13 protein-coding genes are annotated in these 18942 nt (G+C 53.4%); 6 read left to right on the plus strand and 7 right to left on the minus strand.

Annotation, left to right across the window (positions count from 1 at the left end):
• The first annotated feature begins 24 nt into the window (after window positions 1–24).
• From PKY88_07880 to PKY88_07905, 6 genes are read left to right on the plus strand one after another with little or no spacing between them, the layout of a single operon-like run.
• Entirely contained in the window at window positions 25–2643 is a 2619-nt protein-coding gene (locus PKY88_07880) for an Hsp70 family protein (protein ID HOQ05114.1), read from the plus strand.
• A 9-nt stretch (window positions 2644–2652) separates the two neighbouring features.
• Window positions 2653–3531 carry a tetratricopeptide repeat protein gene (locus PKY88_07885; protein HOQ05115.1) on the plus strand — a complete coding sequence of 293 codons (879 nt, stop codon included), beginning with the start codon at window positions 2653–2655 and terminating at the stop codon, window positions 3529–3531.
• A complete protein-coding gene (locus PKY88_07890) occupies window positions 3528–4562 on the plus strand; it encodes a hypothetical protein (GenBank protein ID HOQ05116.1) in 1035 nt (344 codons plus the stop codon). Before PKY88_07885 ends, PKY88_07890 begins: the two co-directional genes overlap by 4 nt.
• Window positions 4563–4577: 15 nt before the next feature.
• Window positions 4578–8078: an AAA family ATPase gene (locus PKY88_07895; GenBank protein ID HOQ05117.1), complete on the plus strand. Its 3501-nt coding sequence runs from the start codon at window positions 4578–4580 to the stop codon at window positions 8076–8078.
• Between the two features lie 12 nt (window positions 8079–8090).
• Window positions 8091–9146 carry a hypothetical protein gene (locus tag PKY88_07900; protein HOQ05118.1) on the plus strand — a complete coding sequence of 352 codons (1056 nt, stop codon included), beginning with the start codon at window positions 8091–8093 and terminating at the stop codon, window positions 9144–9146.
• Between the two features lie 60 nt (window positions 9147–9206).
• Window positions 9207–9626, plus strand: coding sequence for a hypothetical protein (locus PKY88_07905; protein HOQ05119.1), 420 nt, complete (start codon window positions 9207–9209; stop codon window positions 9624–9626).
• Here PKY88_07905 and gatB read toward each other — a convergent pair.
• From gatB to PKY88_07940, 7 genes are all read right to left on the minus strand, one after another.
• Window positions 9623–11104 (minus strand): Asp-tRNA(Asn)/Glu-tRNA(Gln) amidotransferase subunit GatB, encoded by a 1482-nt coding sequence (gene gatB / locus PKY88_07910; GenBank protein HOQ05120.1) that lies wholly within the window; start codon window positions 11102–11104, stop codon window positions 9623–9625. The genes PKY88_07905 and gatB overlap by 4 nt on opposite strands.
• Window positions 11105–11120: 16 nt before the next feature.
• The gene (locus PKY88_07915; protein ID HOQ05121.1) at window positions 11121–11501 is read right to left on the minus strand and encodes a GxxExxY protein; all 381 of its coding nucleotides are present in this window, start codon (window positions 11499–11501) and stop codon (window positions 11121–11123) included.
• Window positions 11502–11518: 17 nt separating this feature from the next.
• Window positions 11519–12985: an Asp-tRNA(Asn)/Glu-tRNA(Gln) amidotransferase subunit GatA gene (gene gatA, locus PKY88_07920; GenBank protein HOQ05122.1), complete on the minus strand. Its 1467-nt coding sequence runs from the start codon at window positions 12983–12985 to the stop codon at window positions 11519–11521.
• A 2-nt stretch (window positions 12986–12987) separates the two neighbouring features.
• A complete protein-coding gene (locus tag PKY88_07925; protein ID HOQ05123.1) occupies window positions 12988–13731 on the minus strand; it encodes a prolyl oligopeptidase family serine peptidase in 744 nt (247 codons plus the stop codon).
• A gap of 20 nt (window positions 13732–13751) precedes the next feature.
• Entirely contained in the window at window positions 13752–14060 is a 309-nt protein-coding gene (gatC, locus tag PKY88_07930; protein ID HOQ05124.1) for an Asp-tRNA(Asn)/Glu-tRNA(Gln) amidotransferase subunit GatC, read from the minus strand.
• A 97-nt stretch (window positions 14061–14157) separates the two neighbouring features.
• Window positions 14158–16401, minus strand: a complete 2244-nt coding sequence (locus PKY88_07935) for a xyloglucanase (protein HOQ05125.1) — start codon at window positions 16399–16401, stop codon at window positions 14158–14160.
• Window positions 16402–16421: 20 nt separating this feature from the next.
• Window positions 16422–18854, minus strand: coding sequence for a glycoside hydrolase family 31 protein (locus PKY88_07940; protein HOQ05126.1), 2433 nt, complete (start codon window positions 18852–18854; stop codon window positions 16422–16424).
• Between the last annotated feature and the right edge of the window lie 88 nt (window positions 18855–18942).

Raw genomic sequence — 18942 nt, forward strand, 5'->3', positions numbered from 1 at the left:
CCAAAAAAAGGAAAGGAGAAAGAAATGCCTGTTTTTGTTTCTGTAGGAATGGACATCGGCACCTCTAATTCGAGTGCGGCCGTAATGACATCAAGCGGTCCTAAGGTCATTCTGATTGACGGCCAGTCCGTCATGCCTTCAGTCATTTATAAAAATATTCAGGGAAAAATGCTGGTCGGAAAAGCGGCTTACGATGCCGTTTTGACCCGTCCTCCGAATGACGGACTCGGCCATACCGGTTTTAAAATCCGTATGGGTCACGATGACCGTTACCCATTTCCCAGCGGGGAACCCTTCAGCCCCTCACAGCTGACCGCCCAAGTCATCCGACGCTTATGGCAGGGATATCTGGAAGCAGGACACCCCAATCACCGTTCCTGTGTCATTACTGTGCCGGCGATTTTCCGCGACCCGGCCTGCAAAGCCACTCTCGAAGCCGGTCAACTGGCCGGATTGGAGTTTGTGACACTCCTGATGGAACCGGTTGCTGCAGCTACGGCCTACGGTTTCACAGCAGATGACAAACACGCCAAGTGGCTCATTTTCGACATCGGCGGCGGCACCCTCGACATCTCGCTGGTAACCGTTCGGAACGGACGACTGGCCATCCCGAATGACGGCACAGCCGGCAACGACCTGCTGGGAGGACGCAAGTTCGACATGGAATTGATGAATTATGTCCTGGGCCCTCGAAAATCCGACCCGGATTATAAAGAAAAAATAAAACGATATCGGGAAATGGATCCGGACTATCATCCCCTTCGAGAGCGGTATGATTTAGAAGACTTTTCTCCGCAGACAAATTGTCAGCAATGGGGAATGCTGATGGCAGCAATTGAACAGGCCAAAATCCGCCTTTCTGACATCGAAGAAACGATTGTCGAGACGGCTCATCCTCTTCGAGACGGCAAAAAGAAAGAGTTTAAACCGGATTTTCCCCTGTCTCGTCCGACCTACGAACGGCTGATTCGTCCGGATGTGGAAAACGCCGCTCTGATTTGCAGACAGATGCTGAACCGAAACAAATTGAGACCCTCGGACATTCAATGTCTGGTGCTCGTCGGAGGCCCCAGCAAAACCCCCTTTATTCAGCGTGTGCTGTCCGAACGGCTTGAAATCCCTCTGGAATCTTCGATCGACCCCATGACAGTTGTAGCGGAGGGAGCCGCTTTGTATGCAGCCACTGTGGAAGTACCGGAACATCTGATTCCCGAATCCCCCAAAAAGGTCGCAAACTCCGCCGGCATTCAAGTGAAACTAACTTATGAAGGCAATTCTTCAGAACCCGTTGCCATTGTCAGCGGAATCGTCACATCCGCGTCTGTACCCCTGAAGAATCTGTCGCTCCGAATCAACAGGACAGACGGTCTTTGGAGCAGCGGCCCTCTTTCTGTAGATTCGAGCGGTTTTTTCACAACGGAGGTTCTTCTCATAGAAGCCGAAAAAGTTCGGTCGGATTATGAAACTCAAATCCTTGATCAAAACAGTCAAGTTCTTCTAACCCTTGATGAGCCCAAGATACTCTTTATGAACGTAATCCAACCCACCCTGCCGAGTCATTTGATGGTCGGAGTAGTCGGCAATATGACCAGTGTCCTTCTTGATAAGGGCACCGACCTGCCTGCTGAAAAAACAGACGAATTTGAAACCGCCGAACGCCTGTCCAAAGGCGATTCCAAATGCGCCGTGGTGATTCCGGTTTATGAAAGCGTGGAACATTTTCTCGGTGAAGTGGACCTGCACCAGGACTGCAATCTTAAAATCGGGGAACTTCGAATCTTCGCCAGCAATATTCCTCATGATTTGCCGGCCGGTGCACGAATTGACGTAACGCTCCGTCGCGACACAAACCGACAGATTTGTGTCAAGGCGTATGTTCATCTGCTCGGCCAGGAATTTAAAGCGGTTTTCGATTCGAAATCCGTTGACTGGCCGCTCGAAGAAATGGAAGAACGTCTGAAAGCCCTCCAATCTCGCCTACAACGAATCGAACGGCTCCAGAAATCCCAACCCCTGCCGGCTGTAGCGGAAGGGCTGGCTGCCCTATCCAGAATTCAAGCCCTTGAACAAATCTGCAGCAAACTGCAGGGTGCCAAAGACGGAGACAAAGATTCTCAGTCGCGATGCCATGGAGACCTTGTGCGGCTGACCGGTGCCCTCAACCATCTCGAATCTCTTCAGACCGAAGCGAGAATTCGTCATCGGCTGTTCCTGCTTAAGCCCAAAGTCACCGGAAAGGCCGCCGAACAACTTCAATCCATCAAGAGCGATTTTGAAGAGGCCCTTCGAACAGGCAACAAAATCCTGATGGCTCATCTGGATATGGAATTGCTGAAACTTTTTTATCAGGTTTACCTAAAGCATCATACAGATTTATGGCTGACCCTCCTTCGCTTTCCTGACCGTTTCCAGGGATCCCGGGAACAAATTGATGCGTATGAGCAGGCCGTTCAAGTCTATAAGGAAATTGACCAGAAAGTGGACAACGGCGAAGACATCTCTGAGGAAAACCTCCTCCGCTGCAAACAAGCCAACGAGAAACTCTGGAATCTATGGATGACAGAACTAAACCAATGGCCGATACCAGATCCTTTTGCAAGCAACGGCGTTGAATTGGAAAAACCCAAAGGACGAAAGGCTTAGGAGAAGATAATGACTCCGGTAAAGACTGAAGACCTTCTGGAGGCCGCCGCCCAACAGGCCGCCGCCGGAAATTATCAGACAGCAACCGCTTTGCTTGATCGGATTCAGCAGACCCCGCCGCCGCTGGAAGCCCTTTTGCTGAGAGGCAAAATCGCCGCCCAGCAGAAACAATACAAAGAAGCTATCAGCTTCTGGCAGCAGGCCCTTCGGCAGGACCCGAACTGTCGAACTGCCCGAGAAAGCATTGCCTTGGCGGGTGGGCTTTCAGCCCATGCGCTTGCAGGCCGGCTGCGGCATATCAGTTTTGCTGCTTTGCTGACGATTCTGCTGGCTGTTTTGCTGGCTTTCCCGTTCGGGCTGGGGATATATCTGGCTGTCCGCTTAAATACTTTTCCTCTCCTGAACCAGCTGGAAACCCTTCAGACAGATTGGGCTGCCCTGCAGACCGCCGCCGAGAACATCGAGCAAAAACTCATTGAAACCCAAGGCCGGCTGGCCTCTCTCCAACAAACAAACGGGGAATCTCGACAAACGCTCGAACAGCAAAACGAACACCTCATCCTTCTGGTGAAGCATCTTCAAGACGAACTCGTCCTCCAAAGTACCGGACAAGAGCGCATCCAACAGTTGCTGGAACAGACTCAGACCCAATTCCTTGCCTATCAGACAGCCTTTCAGCAATCGATGAATCATATTCTTCTTTTGTCCGTCGAAATTGAACAGACAGCTGACTATTATCGACAGATTGAAAAAAGATGGTTTGGACCGTCTCCCGCCCAGCATCAAAAGATGCGAGAGCACTTGGAAAAAATAAAGGAACAAATCAACTATCTCCGGAGTATTTGTTCAGAATCCGAAGCATCAGAAGGAAAAGGCAGCAAAGAATGAAGATTTCCATCTCAATGAAGTTAATCTGGCAGTTCGCAAGTGAGGAGACTATCCAGGCGGAGCTTTCCGAAGTGGGTCCAAACCAGTTTTTTGCCGCTCTTCTCAAATTCGCCGAAATTCAAGACGAAGAAATCCCACAGATAAGCAGTGACCCAAACGTAATCGGTCAGCTGGCCTGCGATATCCATGCTGTTCGAGGTTTTCTTGAGGGTCACTCCATCCCGCCGTCAGCAATTCGCCGGCAAATTAGAGAATTATCCGGCGGAGGCAACTGCCGATACGCTGTCAGGGCGCCGAGCTGCTCTCAGGAAGCACAAGCCGTTCTTGACTTATCAGACCGAATTGCCCATGAAAACGGAAGTGCAATGGTCACACCTCTTCATCTCCTGCAAGCCCTCCTAAGCCGTCCTACATTGGAAATTCAGAAAGTGATCAATCAGGTATTGAGGCAGACTTCTTCTCCCGCCCCGGAGCGCACCGCCCTGCTGGAGGCCTTTGGAAAAGATTTGCGAAAAACAACAGCCAGCCGTCAGATTTCGTCCGCTTCCTCTCAGGCAAAAGCTATTGTCCTCTTTCTCGCCGCTGAATCCAAAAAAGGGCTTTTACTCCTCAGTAACAATGAAATAGACACCTATGAGGCCCTTCTGGATGCCGCCCGGCTTTTAGAGTCCCCATCCTGCCCCCTCGGTCTGGGCAACTGCGAATTGATCGATTTGACCGGCTTCCGTCAATACTACCACGGCCCAAACTGGTTAGAACCGATGGAAAAGATGATTAAAGAAGCTGCATCCAGCCGCAGAAAACTCTGGCTGGTCCTGCCTTCGATTCTGCCGGCATGGAAAGATGATCGGCACGAGGCATGGCTGTCCCTTTTGAAAACCACTCTGAGTGAACGGCGGGTTCGCTGTATTTGCCAAACCAGCCCGGCTGTTTATTCGGAATCTATGAAAGAAAAACCGGAATGGAGACCTCTGATTCACCCGATGTGGCTGTCTCAACCTGAAGAAGGGGAGATCCCGCCGGAACTTTAAGAGGAAAGGAAACAGATGTTCACAGAAAAAGCCCAAGCTGTTATCGATACCGCCAAAGACACGGCTTTTGCTGACGGCAAGACTGAATTGGAAATGGCGGCTCTTTTATCCGCCATGGTCAGTCAGCCGCAGGCATGTCTTTTACTGGCGGATTGTCTGAAAATGGAACCGGACAATCTCAAAGCATGCCTTCTTCTGAACGTCAAGCCCGCTTCGTGTCCGCAGAAACTTCCGCTCTCTACCCATGTTCGCTCTGTCCTGAAGACAGCCTCTTCGATGGCACAGGAAATTCCTGACCCTCATCGGCCGGGTTTGATTGACATTCGGCACATAGCCGCAGCTCTGGCCGCGTCACCATCTGCCTGTGAAATGATTCATCAGACCCCTATTTCACAGGAAGACGGCCTAAAAAAAATAGCCGAGTGGCTTCAGCAGGACAGCCAAAATCCGGCTCTCAGTGAACTGCTGGACCGAATTCGAAAGATGAGGGGGCTTCTGCTCGAGCGTCTATTCGGGCAGGACCATGCCGTGCAGGCCTTTGTGGAAGGAGTTTTCAATGCCGAAGTAACCGCAGCGGCAGACAGCCAGCGTCGATGTCCTCGAGCCGTTTTTGTATTCGCCGGTCCTCCAGGTGTCGGCAAAACATTCCTTGCGGAATTGGGGGCTGCCTGTCTGGACCGTCCATTTAAGCGGTTTGACATGAGCGCCTACTCCGGCCATCAGCAGAATGAGGCACTGGTGGGCATTGCCCGCAGCTTTCAGGGAGCCCATCCCGGCCTTTTGACCGAATTTGTGGAAAAGAATCCGGAAGCCGTCCTGCTTTTTGATGAGATTGAAAAGGCGCATCAGAACACAATTTTCCTATTCCTGCAGATACTCGACGCCGGGTCCCTGGAAGATAAATACCACGAGCGTCCTGTCAGTTTTCGCGATACAACTATTATTTTTACAACCAATGCAGGCAAAACACTGTATAACCGTCCGAATCAAAGCGGCGTTCATACCGCCAACGCCGCCTTTCACCGCCAGACGATTCTGGATGCCCTAAAAACAGAAAAAGACCCGCAGACAGGTCTGCCGTTCTTTCCGGAAGCCATCTGTTCTCGAATGGGAACCGGTTATCCGATTCTTTTCAATCATCTGGGCATTAACGAACTGGAACAGGTTGTCCGTAATGAATTTCGGCGGGTCTGCCGGCTTCTCGAACGCCAATATTACAAAAATATGCAGGTGGATGAGCTGGTGCCGATCTGCCTGGTTCTGCGAGAAGGTGCCAGGGCCGATGCCCGCACGCTTCGCTCCGGTGCGGAACGATTTGTGAAGACGGAAATCTTCAATTTCTGCCGGCTTTTCAAGACGGAACGCTTGGAGGATATTTTTGAACAGGTTGATTCCGTCCAGTTCGCTTTGGAAAGCTCCCCGGATTTTCTCGAGCCGGAGGTTCGACGCCTCTTTCTGCCCGAACAGAAACCCTGTATCCTTCTGGCAGCCGATGCAAAAACCTGCCAGCTTTTTCAAAAACACTTGACGCAGATAGACTGGCAGACTGCCGAAAACGCCCAGGAGGCCCTTCAAATTCTGGCCGAAAAAGATGTCGACCTGGTTATATTGGATATTTGGATGGGTGAATCAGCAAGTCCGCTTTCTCCCAGTTTAAAAGATTTTGACCATGTTCCCGCCGCTGCACGCCGGCTGGACAAAGGCCAGGAGCTGCTTCGAAAAATCCGCGAACGGCTACCGAATATTCCGATTTATTTGCTGTCTCTTGTTCCATCCGACCAGCAGTCAGAACCCGTCCAAACGACCGATGAAGAATTGCTGTTTGCCTGTGTCCGGGGAGGCGGAGCGAGAGGAATGATTGCCTGCGGCTTTTTGGATGAAAAATCCGACGGATGGGAGCAGCAGCAAAAACTCTTCGAGTCATCCCTTCTGGATACCGCCCGGCGGCTTCATCGTGAAAAGCAGGCCGCCTTAATGGCACGAGAACATAAAGTCCTGGCCTTTGATACCGTCCCTCGAATGAATCATCAAACTCGCACTATTACGATCGTTTTGAGAAATCTGCGGATTCGACACGCGATAGCGGCCGCTGACGCCGGAGAAATTCTGGATGAGGTGCAACGTCCCCGAACTCGTTTCGAAGAGGTCATCGGGGCTCAGACAGCCAAAGAAGAACTTTTGTTCTTTATTGATTACTTAAAAAATCCGCGGCGTTTTGCAGCTATGGGACTAAAAGCCCCGAAGGGAGTTCTGCTTTACGGTCCGCCCGGCACCGGCAAAACCATGCTGGCCCGTGCGATGGCCGGTGAATCGAATGCAGCGTTTCTGCCTGTTTCGGCAACCAACTTTGTGACCATTTGGCAGGGAAGCGGACCTCAAAATATTCGGGATTTATTTGCTCGGGCCAGACGGTATGCTCCAGCCATCATTTTTATCGACGAAATCGATGCTATCGGCAAAGTCCGACTCGGAGGTCCCGGGGGTCGGGCCGAGGAAAACACCCTCAACGCCTTATTAACAGAAATGGACGGCTTTACCAGTGAATCCCCCGAGCAGCCGGTCTTTGTTCTGGCAGCTACCAATTTTTCTATAGACGGCGGGGCCGAAAACGCCGGACGAACACTGGACCCGGCTTTGGTTCGGCGGTTTTCCCGGACGATTCTTGTGGATTTGCCGGAACGAGCAGCCCGACTCGAATACCTTCGTCTACGGGTTCAAACCTGTCGAAATTGCCGAATTTCCACGAAAATTCTCGACAGTATTGCCGAGCGCTCATCAGGTCTAAGTATTGCCCATTTGGAAACGATTCTCGAAACGGCCTCCCGAACCGCCCTCAAAGCGGGCCGGCCTCTTACGGATGCAATTCTCGAAGAGACCTTTGAATCCGTTCGATTCGGCCAGGCCCGACCACGCAGTGCCGATGAAGTCCGTCGGACGGCTTATCACGAGGCAGGCCATGCAATTCTTTACTGGCAAAGCGGCCAATGGCCCGCCTATTTATCAGTGGTTTCTCGCGGTAAACACGGAGGGTATATGGACCGCAGTTCCGAAGACATCGAATCGACTCGTTCCCAGAGCCGCCCGGAACTGATGGCCGAAATCCGGGCCGCTCTCGGGGGACGCGCGGCAGAAATCCTTCTGTTCGGACCGGAATCAGGGCTTTCTACAGGAGCGTCGGCAGACCTCGAAGCGGCAACCCGACTGGCTCGGGCAGCTGTCTGCTGCTACGGAATGACGGATGAATTCGGTCTGCTGGCGGCACCCGAATTGCTCAAATACGAAGCAGCCCTCGGCAGTCCGCTGTATCAGAAGGTCAATGAAATCGTTCAGACCCTTCTGGCTCGCCAAATGCAGATGACCTTCGAGATTCTGAAAAACCATCGCGGCCACCTCGATTCGCTGGCACAGGCCCTCATCAGTCGGGAACGGCTTTCCAGAGACGAGGTCAGGCAGATTCTTCCTGAACCGCCGATTTCGGCATCGGATGCCATTCATTCCAATTCATCTTCCACGTAGGGAAAAATGGTTATGGAAAAAAAACAGGAACAAAAATCTGACGGTACGGTCCGTCTGGCACCTTCGGCAATCCGGAAAGTGTTGGCTGTTTATTTCGGAACGGCCCTGCTGCTGGGAACAGGGATTCTGGCTGCTGCCAACAGGGTTGCTTACCACAAGCAATTGTCCCGTGCTTCTCTGCTCCTGCAGCTGGCCTCGGACGCCGCCCAGGTAGAACAATACGAACGTTGTTTTGAACTGGCTGCTGAGCTCACAGCAAAATATCCGGACTATGAACCCGCTCGAAAAATGCTGGCTCTCCGGCCGCAGTGGGAAAAAGACTATCAACTGCTGAAAGAATGGCGCGGGATTCTCAATATAGCCCAGACAGGACAAACGGAAAAAGCCGCTCTGGCCGCAAAAGTATTCTTAACACAAAATCCGAACAGCCGTCTGCAATCTCAAGTCAGCAGTCAACTGAAAATATGGGAAGAGCGTATCCGGGCTGACAAAATCAAAACCTTGCTGTCGGAGTTTCTGGAGGCACTCAAGAAGAATGATCTTGAAAAGGCGCAAGCCCAGATTGTTCTGATTGGAACACTGGAGCCGAACTATCCCCAGATGGATGGACTCCGCCGGCAAGTGGAAGAAAAAAAAGAAGCCCTTCGTATCGCCCGAGAACAGGAAGCCAAAAAAGCTGAATTTGACCGGCTCTTAAAAGAAGCCGCCGAGTTGGAAATCAAAAACCTTTGGAAAAAAGCCCTGATTCGATATGAACAGGCAGCCCGGGTTACTTTCAATCCGCCTGATTCCGGACGGGCGGAAATACTCCGGAAAAAATTGGACGGCTGCCGAAAGACTCTGGAAGAGCGCCAGGCGGCTGGGGAAGTATTGGTCCAAAAGGCCCGGCAGGCCCAGATCGCCGGCAACCTTCAGCAAGCCGTCGATTTTTATCGACAGGCCGCTGCCTTTACAGAGCAAACCTACGAATCAGAAATTACAGCTCTGCAAAAGCAAATTGCGGCACAATCCCCACCCTCAGAAACCAACGAGGTCAACGGAAATGTCGTTAAAAATTCGAATCCCTAACGGGCACCTTTGCCGCCGGCAGAGGCCCTGCTTGCAAATGTTCTGACAAGGAGAAATCAAATGAGCTGGTTTGAGAGTCGAAGCACAAAAGAAAAAAAGTCAGCCCTGAAAAATGCGGTAGCTGTGATGATGTCAGACGGGGAAATCTCTGACAGTGAACTGGCCATGCTGGCCGTCATCTGCCGGCGTCTTGGGCTGAATCTCAGAGTACTCAAAGAAATCCTCAAGAATCCGGAGAAAATACATTTTGTTGTACCCCGGGACAATCAGGAAAAAATCTTCCAGCTGATAGATATTGTCTTTATGATGATGGCGGATGGAAAGGTGGATGATAAAGAGATGAATCTATGCAAAGCTATTGCCTCCGGATTCAGTTTCAACCCCGCCATCATTGACCGGCTCCTGACTGCGATTACGGAATCCATCCAGAAAGGCAATGATCGTTCCCAGACGGCTGAAGCCGTTCTTTCCATACTTTAGGATTTTTTTTTCAGGGCGTCCAGTTTGGCCTGGAGGATTTGGGAAACGATTTTGGGATTGGCCTGTCCGCCGGATTTCTGGATGACCTGGCCCATCAGGAAACCGAGGGCCTTTTTGGCCTTTTTGCTTTCCTGCACCACATCCTGCACGGCCTGCGGCTGCTCGGCAATCACGGCATCCACCAACGCTTCAATCTGACCGCTGTCACTGCTTTGAATCAGATTCCTTTCTTTGGCAATCACTTCCGGGTCGCCGCCTTCTCGGGCAATCTGCTCAAAAATCTGGTTGGCGCTGGTGGCGCTGACCAGCCCTTCCTCCGTCATTTTGGCCAGTTTGGCCAGCGATTCCGGCGTAATCCGAAGCTGGTCAACCCGGACAGATAATTCTTTGGCAATCTTGAGCCCGATCTGCGTCAACAGATTGCAGACCCGCTTGGGTTCCGCTCCGAGCCGCACGGTCCGGTCAAAAAACTCCGCCGTTGCGCGTTCGGCCGTCAGCACCCCGGCATCGTAGGCACTCAGACCGTATTGATTTTCAAAGCGCTTCTGCATCTGAAGCGGCAGCTCGCCCAGGCGGCTCTCCAATTCCTTCAGCCAGTCAGGCGTCAGCTGTACCGGCACCAAATCCGGCTCCGGAAAATACCGATAGTCGTGGGCCTCCTCTTTTTCCCGCTGCAGGACCGTCACTTCCTGCACATCATCCCAGCCGAAGGTCTTTTTGTTGCCCATCTGAAGCGTTTGACCGGTCTCCAGAAACTCCTCATACTGCCGGTGGGCTTCATAAGCAATGCTCTTTTCCAGCGCCCGGAAACTGTTGAGATTCTTGACCTCCGTAATCGGTGTTTTGAAGACCTGACCGTTCCGCCGGATATGCAGATTCACATTCGGTTCAAACCGCATATGTCCCTTCTGCATATCCCCTTCCGAAACCCCCAGAAAACGGACAATCCGCCGCAGCTCTTCGGCCATCGCCCGCACTTCCGCCGGGCTGTTCATATCCGGCTCCGTAACAATCTCCAAAAGCGGGGCCCCGGCCCGATTCAGATCCACCGCCGTATAGCCGCCCAAATCGTGAATATTCTTGCCGGCATCCTCCTCCAGATGCACCCGGCGGATGCGGATTTTTTTCGTCCCGCCGCCTTCCTCGGGAATCTCAATATACCCATCCTTCCCAATCGGCAGGTCGTACTGACTGATTTGATAATTCTTGGGCAAATCCGGATAGTAATAGCTCTTACGGTCCCACTTGGTAAAGGAAGCAATCTGACAATGCAGGGCCATCGCCGTCAGCACGGCATACTCAAACGCCGTTCTGTTCATCACCGGCAGCACCCCGGGCATTCCGATGCAGACCGGACAGACCCGCGTATTCGGCGGCTGCCCGTACGACAGTTCACACCCGCAGAACATCTTGCTGCGGGTCGCCAGATGAACATGAATCTCCAGTCCAACGACTATGGTATATTCTTTTTCAGCCACGGATATCCACCGAATTCTATCTTATAATTCTTTTATACTCTAATCCATTCGGGCCGAAGTTAATCAAGAAACCCAATCTTAACTTCGTCGCCTTTAAGTAATTTAAAACCTGTGCAAAATGGGCTTTTGAAAAACTTTCCGCTGTTTTGATTTCTATGACAATTTTATTTTCAACAAGAATATCCGCAAAATATTCTCCGATTATTTTCTCCTTAAAATAAACGGGAACAGTCTTTTGCTGCTCCGCAAGGGCTCCGTTTTCACGCAAGGCCAACAAAAGAGCATTTTCATAGACTTTTTCGAGAAATCCATATCCCAAATCGTTATAAACCTCAAAGGCGCTTTTCAGGATTTTGTCCGTTATATCTTTATATAATAGTTCCCTCTGAGGATTCATTTTATATTTAATCCGTGTTAATCCGCGGCCAATACCGGCATTCGCGTATGCCAGTCGGTCTGCAACTCAAACATCCGGGCGATTCGCAGCAGCATCGACTCTGTAAACGGAGCCGTGACAATCTGAAGTCCGATTGGAAGACCCTGTCCGTCCAGGCCGCAGGGAATACTGACAGCCGGCACGCCCGCCAGATTGACGGCAATCGTGTAAATATCCGCCAGATACATCTGAAGCGGGTCGGCCGTTTTCTCGCCGAAGCGGAATGCCGTCGTGGGGCTGACCGGCATCATCAGACAGTCCGCCTGTTCAAACGCCCGCGTGAAATCATTCCGAATCAGATTCCGCACCTTCAGGGCCTTCAGATAATACGCATCATAGTAGCCGCTGGAGAGGGCAAAGGTGCCCAGCATAATCCTCCGCTTGACCTCCGCCCCGAAGGCCTCGTCGCGGGATTTGGAATAGACCTCGATGTAATCACCGGCCCGCGGGCTTCGATAGCCGTAATGCACGCCGTCATAGCGGGCCAGATTGCTGGAGGCCTCCGCCGTCGCAATCACATAATAGGCGCTGACTGCATACTCAAAATGGGGCATCTGAATCGGCACCAGCCGGGCACCCCGTTTCTGATAAAGCCGCAGGGCCTCCTCGATCGCCTGCTGTACCTCCGTCTGAATTCCCTCCAGGAACGACTCGACAATTGCAATGCGAAGCCCTTCCAAAGGCGTTTCCAGCCCGGCTGTATAATCCGGGACCGGCGCGGTCTGCTCGGAAACACAGGTGCTGTCGCGGGAGTCATGTCCGGCAATCACATTCATCAGCACGGCCGCATCCTCTACCGTCTGGGTAATCGGGCCAATCTGGTCCAGACTGGAGCCGTAGGCCACCAGACCATACCGGGAAACCCGGCCGTACGTCGGCTTGAGCCCCACCACACCGCAGAAACCCGCCGGCTGCCGGATGGAGCCGCCGGTATCAGACCCGAGGGCCGCTGCACACATCCGAGCCGCCACCGCCGCCGCCGAACCGCCGCTGCTGCCCCCCGGCACACGCGAGATATCCCATGGATTGCAGGTCTTCTTCAGCCCGGAATTCTCCGTGCTGGAGCCCATGGCAAACTCATCCATATTCGTCTTGCCGACAATCACGGCATCCGCCGCCAGCAGTTTCTCAATCACGTGAGCGTTGTACGGGCTGGTAAAATGCTCCAGCATCCTGGAAGCGCAGGTAGTCGGGCCGAACGTGGTGCAAAGATTGTCTTTGACGGCTACAGGAACGCCCGCCAAAGGCCCCAGCGGCCGTCCGGAAGCAATTTTCTCATCCACCTTTGCGGCCTGTTCCAGGGCCGTGTCTTTTAAAAGCGTCAGAAAGGCCCCGACCTGCGGCTCAATTTTCTCAATCCGTAAAAAGAACTGCTCCACCGCCTCCCGGCTTTGCAGTTTTCCGGAGGCAATCCGCTCACGTATGGAACAAACTGTCCACTCCATCTTTACTCCTGCACCCTTCGATGCGACAGAAGCCACTGATACAATTCGGGGTTGTCATAGGTTTGAGTCCAGGAATCATGTTCGGCCTCCGGATAAACCGTCAAGACTGCCTTGCCGCCGGCCTGATTAACCGCTTCAACCATCTGCAGGGATTCGCTGAGCGGCACGACAGGGTCTTTGGCTCCATGAAAGGCCCAAACAGGCACCTTTTTGAGGTTGGCCGCCGGTAAAGGCCGCCCCCCGCCGCAGACAGGTGCAATGGCCGCGAAACGCTGCGGCCAGGCGGAGGCAATCGCCCAGGTGCCGTATCCGCCCATGCTCAAGCCGGTCAAATACACCCGGTCCGGGTCGATTTTGTATCGCTCCAGCATCTCGTCAACCAAAGCCATCACCTCCCGTCCTAAAACCGGCCACCACTGCCCCTCCGGACACTGGGGACTGACAATCACAAACGGAAAATCTTTGCCCTGCTCGGCAAGTTTGGCGGGGCCGTGGGCCTTCACGCGGTTCAGATCGCTGCCCCGCTCTCCGGCTCCGTGAAGAAAAACCAGCAGCGGCCAGGAATCCTTCTGTTCATAGTCCGGCGGCAGATACAGCAGATAATCGAGCGTGAGGGTGACCTTCCGTTCCAGATGCCGGGCTTTTTGACGTTCCTGTTTTTTCTGCGAGTTCATTGCCTGCTCCTCTGCTGCGGTCAGCAAACCAACGGTCAATGCCGTCAAAACAAAAAAGAGTCTGAATTGCATCTTTTTTTCTCCTATTCCGCTTATGCACCGGAATTATCTTCAAAGATTTTGGGGACTTTGAAATATCCGTCGCCGGCATCCGGGGCATTTGCCAGGGCCTGTTCATTGCTCAGCGACGGCTGCACCGTGTCTTCACGGAACACATTGCAGATCGGCAGGCAATGCGCCAGCGGCTCTACATGCTCCGTGTCCAGTTCATTCAGTTTTTCGATGTACTCTACGATGGCCGAAAGCTGCACGCTGAATTGAGCAATTTCCGCCTCGCTCAATTCCAGCCGAGCCAGCTGGGCCACCCGCCGGACCTGTGCCGGGTCAATTTTGGCTGCCATAATCCCTATCTCCAATAGAAGAGGGAATTTATAGCAGAAACCGCCCCGGAAGGCAACCAAAAACTTCCCTGTCAAAAATGAAAGTAAAGCCGACAGGTCAGTTCTTCGGGTCCCCGTAAAGAACTCCCCGCCCGTGCGTACCCACATACACTCGGCCGTACTGTTTGGGGTCGCCGGTGATTTGCAAAATAAGCCCCCACTGATGCCGGTCGTCATTGATTCTCACCCAGGATTGAGCTGTATCAATCGAGCGGAAAATACCGTACTGCCCCTTTACAATCCCAACCAAATAAAGGACCGGGTACTCCCGCCCCGGGGCCGCCTTACCGAAACCGAAGGCACAGATTCGCTCAACCGACTTTATCTTTTGAAAGGTTTCCCCTCTGTCCGCTGAATGAAAAAGTCCGTCATAGGCGGCCAGCCATAAATCCCCTTCTCGCCCGGGTACCGCATACAGCCGGTCCTGACCGCCCCGCCAATCGCCTCGCCAGGTGCCCCGCTTCGGCAGTCCGCCCGGCAGATTGAGCGGTTTCTCAGCAAATGACGTCCCCCCATCCATACTGACAAACAGTCTGCCTTCAAACAAATCCATCGCATAAAAGACTTTGGGGTCGCTTCCGTCTGCAGTGATGCGGCTGCCGGCAGGCAACCCCTCACACTTGAACCAGGTTTTTCCCAAATCGACGCTTCGAAAAGCGGCGCTGCGTTCCGGGGTCCAAATCCAGACGGAACCATCTGCACAAACGGCAATCGAGCCTCCGCGGCTGTCCGGCTCCGGTTTCCCGGCGGGCTGCCAGGTTCGCCCTCCACCCAACGAATAGCCAATGCTGCTGTTTTGCTCGCCGGCACCGTTGCCGACTCTGACAATCATCTCCGGCCGCCTCAGCGCACAGGCAAGCCCGGTACAGTTGCCAAAGCGGGGATGATTGAAATTTCCCTCCGGTGCCGGTCTGTCCAAATCCCAGTGAACAAACCCGGCATAATCGCCGATGGCCGTAATCAGCGGTGCTCCGGCAGGCGGACTGAGCAAATCCAGGGCAACCGTCTGTTCAATCCCCCGGCTCATGACAGACCAATGAACGGGCTTACCGGCATCCGCATTACTCAGGTTGAAGGTTTCATACCCGCCGTAGCCGGTGGTAAACAGCGCATGATTGGGATTTGTCGGGTCAATTTCCACATCAAACATCCAGTGAATCACACTGCTTTGCACATAAGGTGCATTCGAATAATCAAACGTTGAATTTCGCAGAAGCATCGTCCAGGTCCTGCCGCCGTCCGTGCTGCGGAAGATTTCTTCACCGCTGTCAAACCGGCAGTAAGAGCTGACCATCAGCACTTGCGGATTAGAGGCATCCACACTTACGGCTGCATATCCGAAACGTCTTTGCTCGGTCGGCTTATCCGGCGTAATCTCAGCCCATTCGCCGGTCTTGGCGTTCCACTTCCAAACCGCTCCGCCGCTCATCCGGCTGGGGCCCGGCGAAGAACCATAGGTGATGTAGAGAGTGCCATCGGAAGCCAAAGCTGCATGTGTCGGGCGGTATTGTGTCGGCTGTCCGTCAATCGGCCGCCAGGTCTGCCCGCCGTCATCCGTACGAAACAGGTTCTTCTGCCCCATTCTCGATACACCGACATAAATCGCGGAACACCCCTTCCCGACAGAGCCGCTGGTCGGGTCAAACAGGACAAAAATGATTCCGGGATTCTGCGGACGTCCGCCGCGGCGTCCTTCTCCAGTCCCCAATGAACGGTCTTCCGGAATCTCCGGAAACGTTTCGACTTTCTTCCAGGTCCGGCCGAAATCTTCACTTTTCCATAGGCCGTCGTACCGGCTTCCCAAAAATAAAATACGCCCGTCGGAAGGGTCAACGGCTATTCGTTCACCGCTGCCCCGTCCGTCTTCATTAGCCCCCAGTTTGAAGGGCAAATCCGTTCGTTCGAATGTCTGTCCTTTGTCTTTGGAGCACAGAACAGATCCGTTCGGATTGGTCGGTGACGTATAGGTCCCGCAGGCCAGATACAGCCGATTCGGGTCAGAAGGGTCGACGGCAAGCCCGTCCACCCCCATCAGGTTGACGTCGTCCAGAGATACCCAATCCAGGAGCGGCTGCCATTTCTTTTCCGGCGGACTCCAGCGGTACGCACCGCCCATATCCGTCCGGGCATAACACAGCCCCGGCACCGTCGGATGAAAAACAAAGCCCGTCACAAAGCCGCCGCCGACAATCTGCACCGGCTTCCAGTCATACGGTTCAGACGGCAGGACTTCCTGAGCCCCCAAACATACGACTGAACATATCCAAACAGCAATCCCGCCTGTTTTGACAAGAGGTCTCATTATTCGGCTCCCGGATTGTTTTATTTTTCCTCAATCTTTGCCTGCCGAATGGTCCACTGGACCTTGCCGGCCGTCGGGTCGGAGGCCAACTCAAACCGTCCCTGTTTTGAAGCCAGCGAAAGCCGATGAAGTTTCTGGTCATCCGGCAGACAAATCAGCCCTTCCGCCTCCGTTTTCTCCTTCGCAAAAACCACCAGTTCCAGTTTGGACCAGTCCAGAAAGGCCGTCGATTGGGCCAATTTGATATGCGGAATCGCTGCTCCCTCGCGCACAAGAAGAACAATCGGCACCGGCCAGGCCTGGATGCGATGCCATCCGCCCGAATAAACCCGGCCTGTCTGATAGTCAATCCATACGCCCGGCGGCAGATAAACATTCCGTTCGCCCCCGGCCTCCAGCAGCGGCGCCGCCAGCATATCCGAGCCGAACAGATACTCATCATCAATCCGCCAGGAGCCGGGGTCATCCGGATACTCTACAAACAGTGCCCGCAGCATCGGAAGTCCCCGCTGCGTGCAGTCTTTGGCCTGTGCATAGATATACGGCATCAGGCGGTAGCGCATCTCGGCGGCCTGTCGGAACACCTTCGTAAACTCTTCGCCGTATTCCCACGGCTCGGTCGGCGGAATTCCGTGGCTTCGGCTGTGGGAGGAAAACATCCCAAACGCCGCCCATCGCCGGTACAGCTCCTCCGGGCAGGCCTTCACAAATCCGCCCATATCGTGAGACCAGAAGGAAAACCCGCACAGCCCCAGCGACAGGCCCCCGCGCAGCGTGGCGGTCATCGCCGTATCCGTATTAGCCGGGTCGCCTCCCCAATGAAGCGGATACCGCTGGCTGCCGGCCCAGGCACTGCGGGCCCAGATAATCGTCTCACCGGTGATTTCTTTGGTAATCTCCGCCACCGCCTTGTTGTACCGAAGCGGATAGAGATTGTGTTCATAAAAACCCGTCCGTCCCGATGCATAAATCCCTTCCAGCGGCGCCGCCTCGCCGAAATCAACCTTGATGACGCTGACGCCCTGGCGAAGCAGGCCCGCAATCTTGTCCTGATACCACCGCACCGTTTCCGGGTTGGAAAAATCCAGCACAGCGTCTTCATACGGCAGATTGCCTTTGCGGTCGCGAACAAAAAGTCCTTTTTCGATAATCTCCGGAAACAGGGTGTTTTTCGGTACAAAGTACGGCAGCTGCCACAGGCAAACCCGAAACCCCATCTTCTTCAAATCCGCAATCATCTTGACCGGGTCTTCGAACCGGGACTTGGAAAACTGATAATCGCACCGCCAGTCCGTCTCAAACCAGCCGGTATCAAAATGAATCACATCAGAGGGAATTTGATGTTCGCGGAGTTTGGCCGCCACGGTCCGCCCGTCTTTTTCGGAAAAATACGTAATCCGGCTCATCCAGAAGCCGAACGACCACAGGGGCGGCATTGCCGCCTTTCCTGTCAGATTGGTGTATTCATCCAGAATCTCTTTGGGCCGGCCCAAAAAGAAAAACAAATCCAGCTGATCATCCCCAATCATCATCGTGTTGGCCCCGCTGTAGTATTTGCCGAAATCGCAGGTTATCGGAGAAGACGTGTGCAGAAACACCCCATACCCGCGGCTGCTCAGATAAAATGGAATCGGCTTGTACATCGTTTCATTCTGCACACCGTTGCCGTCGTCGGTGTAAAGAACGACTTTCTGGCCGCGTTTGTTAAACTCCGTATAGGATTCGCCGCACCCGAAGATGCCCTCGTTGGGAGAAAGACGAAAGACTGCCGCAAAACTCGTCGAGTAATCCGAGGCCCGCCGAACAAACGAAAACGGCAGCAGCGGCGTATAAGTCTCGCTCGTATCCTCCATATGGTACGTTTGGGTAAGGACCCTGCCCTGTGCATCCTCAATCGTAATCCGCCAGGGTTTTTCCGTGATAACAACGGCGCCGTAGGCGCTTTTGTAGCGATGACCGCCCGCAATTTTTTCATACGTCCAGCCGGTGCGGTCCTGCCGGACGGTGCCGTTGACCAGCATCAAAGAGGGCTGCTCCGGCTGAACCTGAAAGCGGGACGAAGCTCGAATCCGGATGGTGCGGGGACTGACAAACTCCAGCGCAAACGGCAGTTCCGGCGATTCGGCATACTCAATTGTCGGAAACTCATTGGCAGGCACCGGCTTGAGGGCCCCTAACATATTGTTAAAGGCAAAACGCGTAAAGTACTCGTATCGCAGATACTTAAGCGTACCTTTCCCGGTTTCGGGGTCGAAATCAGTCAGACGGTCGGCACAATAATACGTGTTTGTAAAACTGCGAAAATCGCCGCTGATATCCACGACGTCATTCAAAAGCCGCTGGGAAAGGTCGGGCGAATGAAAAGGAATCCCACCGAAAGCAGCAGAGGAAAACAGACAAATTAAAAGGCAAGACAACTTCTTATCTATAGAGCACTTGTGATTTCGTTCCATCTTTTGTCTCCTTTTGTTCTCACAATACCTTCTTACAGATATGGCACCTAAACAGAAGGTTTCTGTGGTTTTTTTTAAGTTTTTTGAG

This window comes from Anaerohalosphaeraceae bacterium, from assembly GCA_035378985.1.
Lineage (GTDB): Bacteria > Planctomycetota > Phycisphaerae > Sedimentisphaerales > Anaerohalosphaeraceae > JAHDQI01.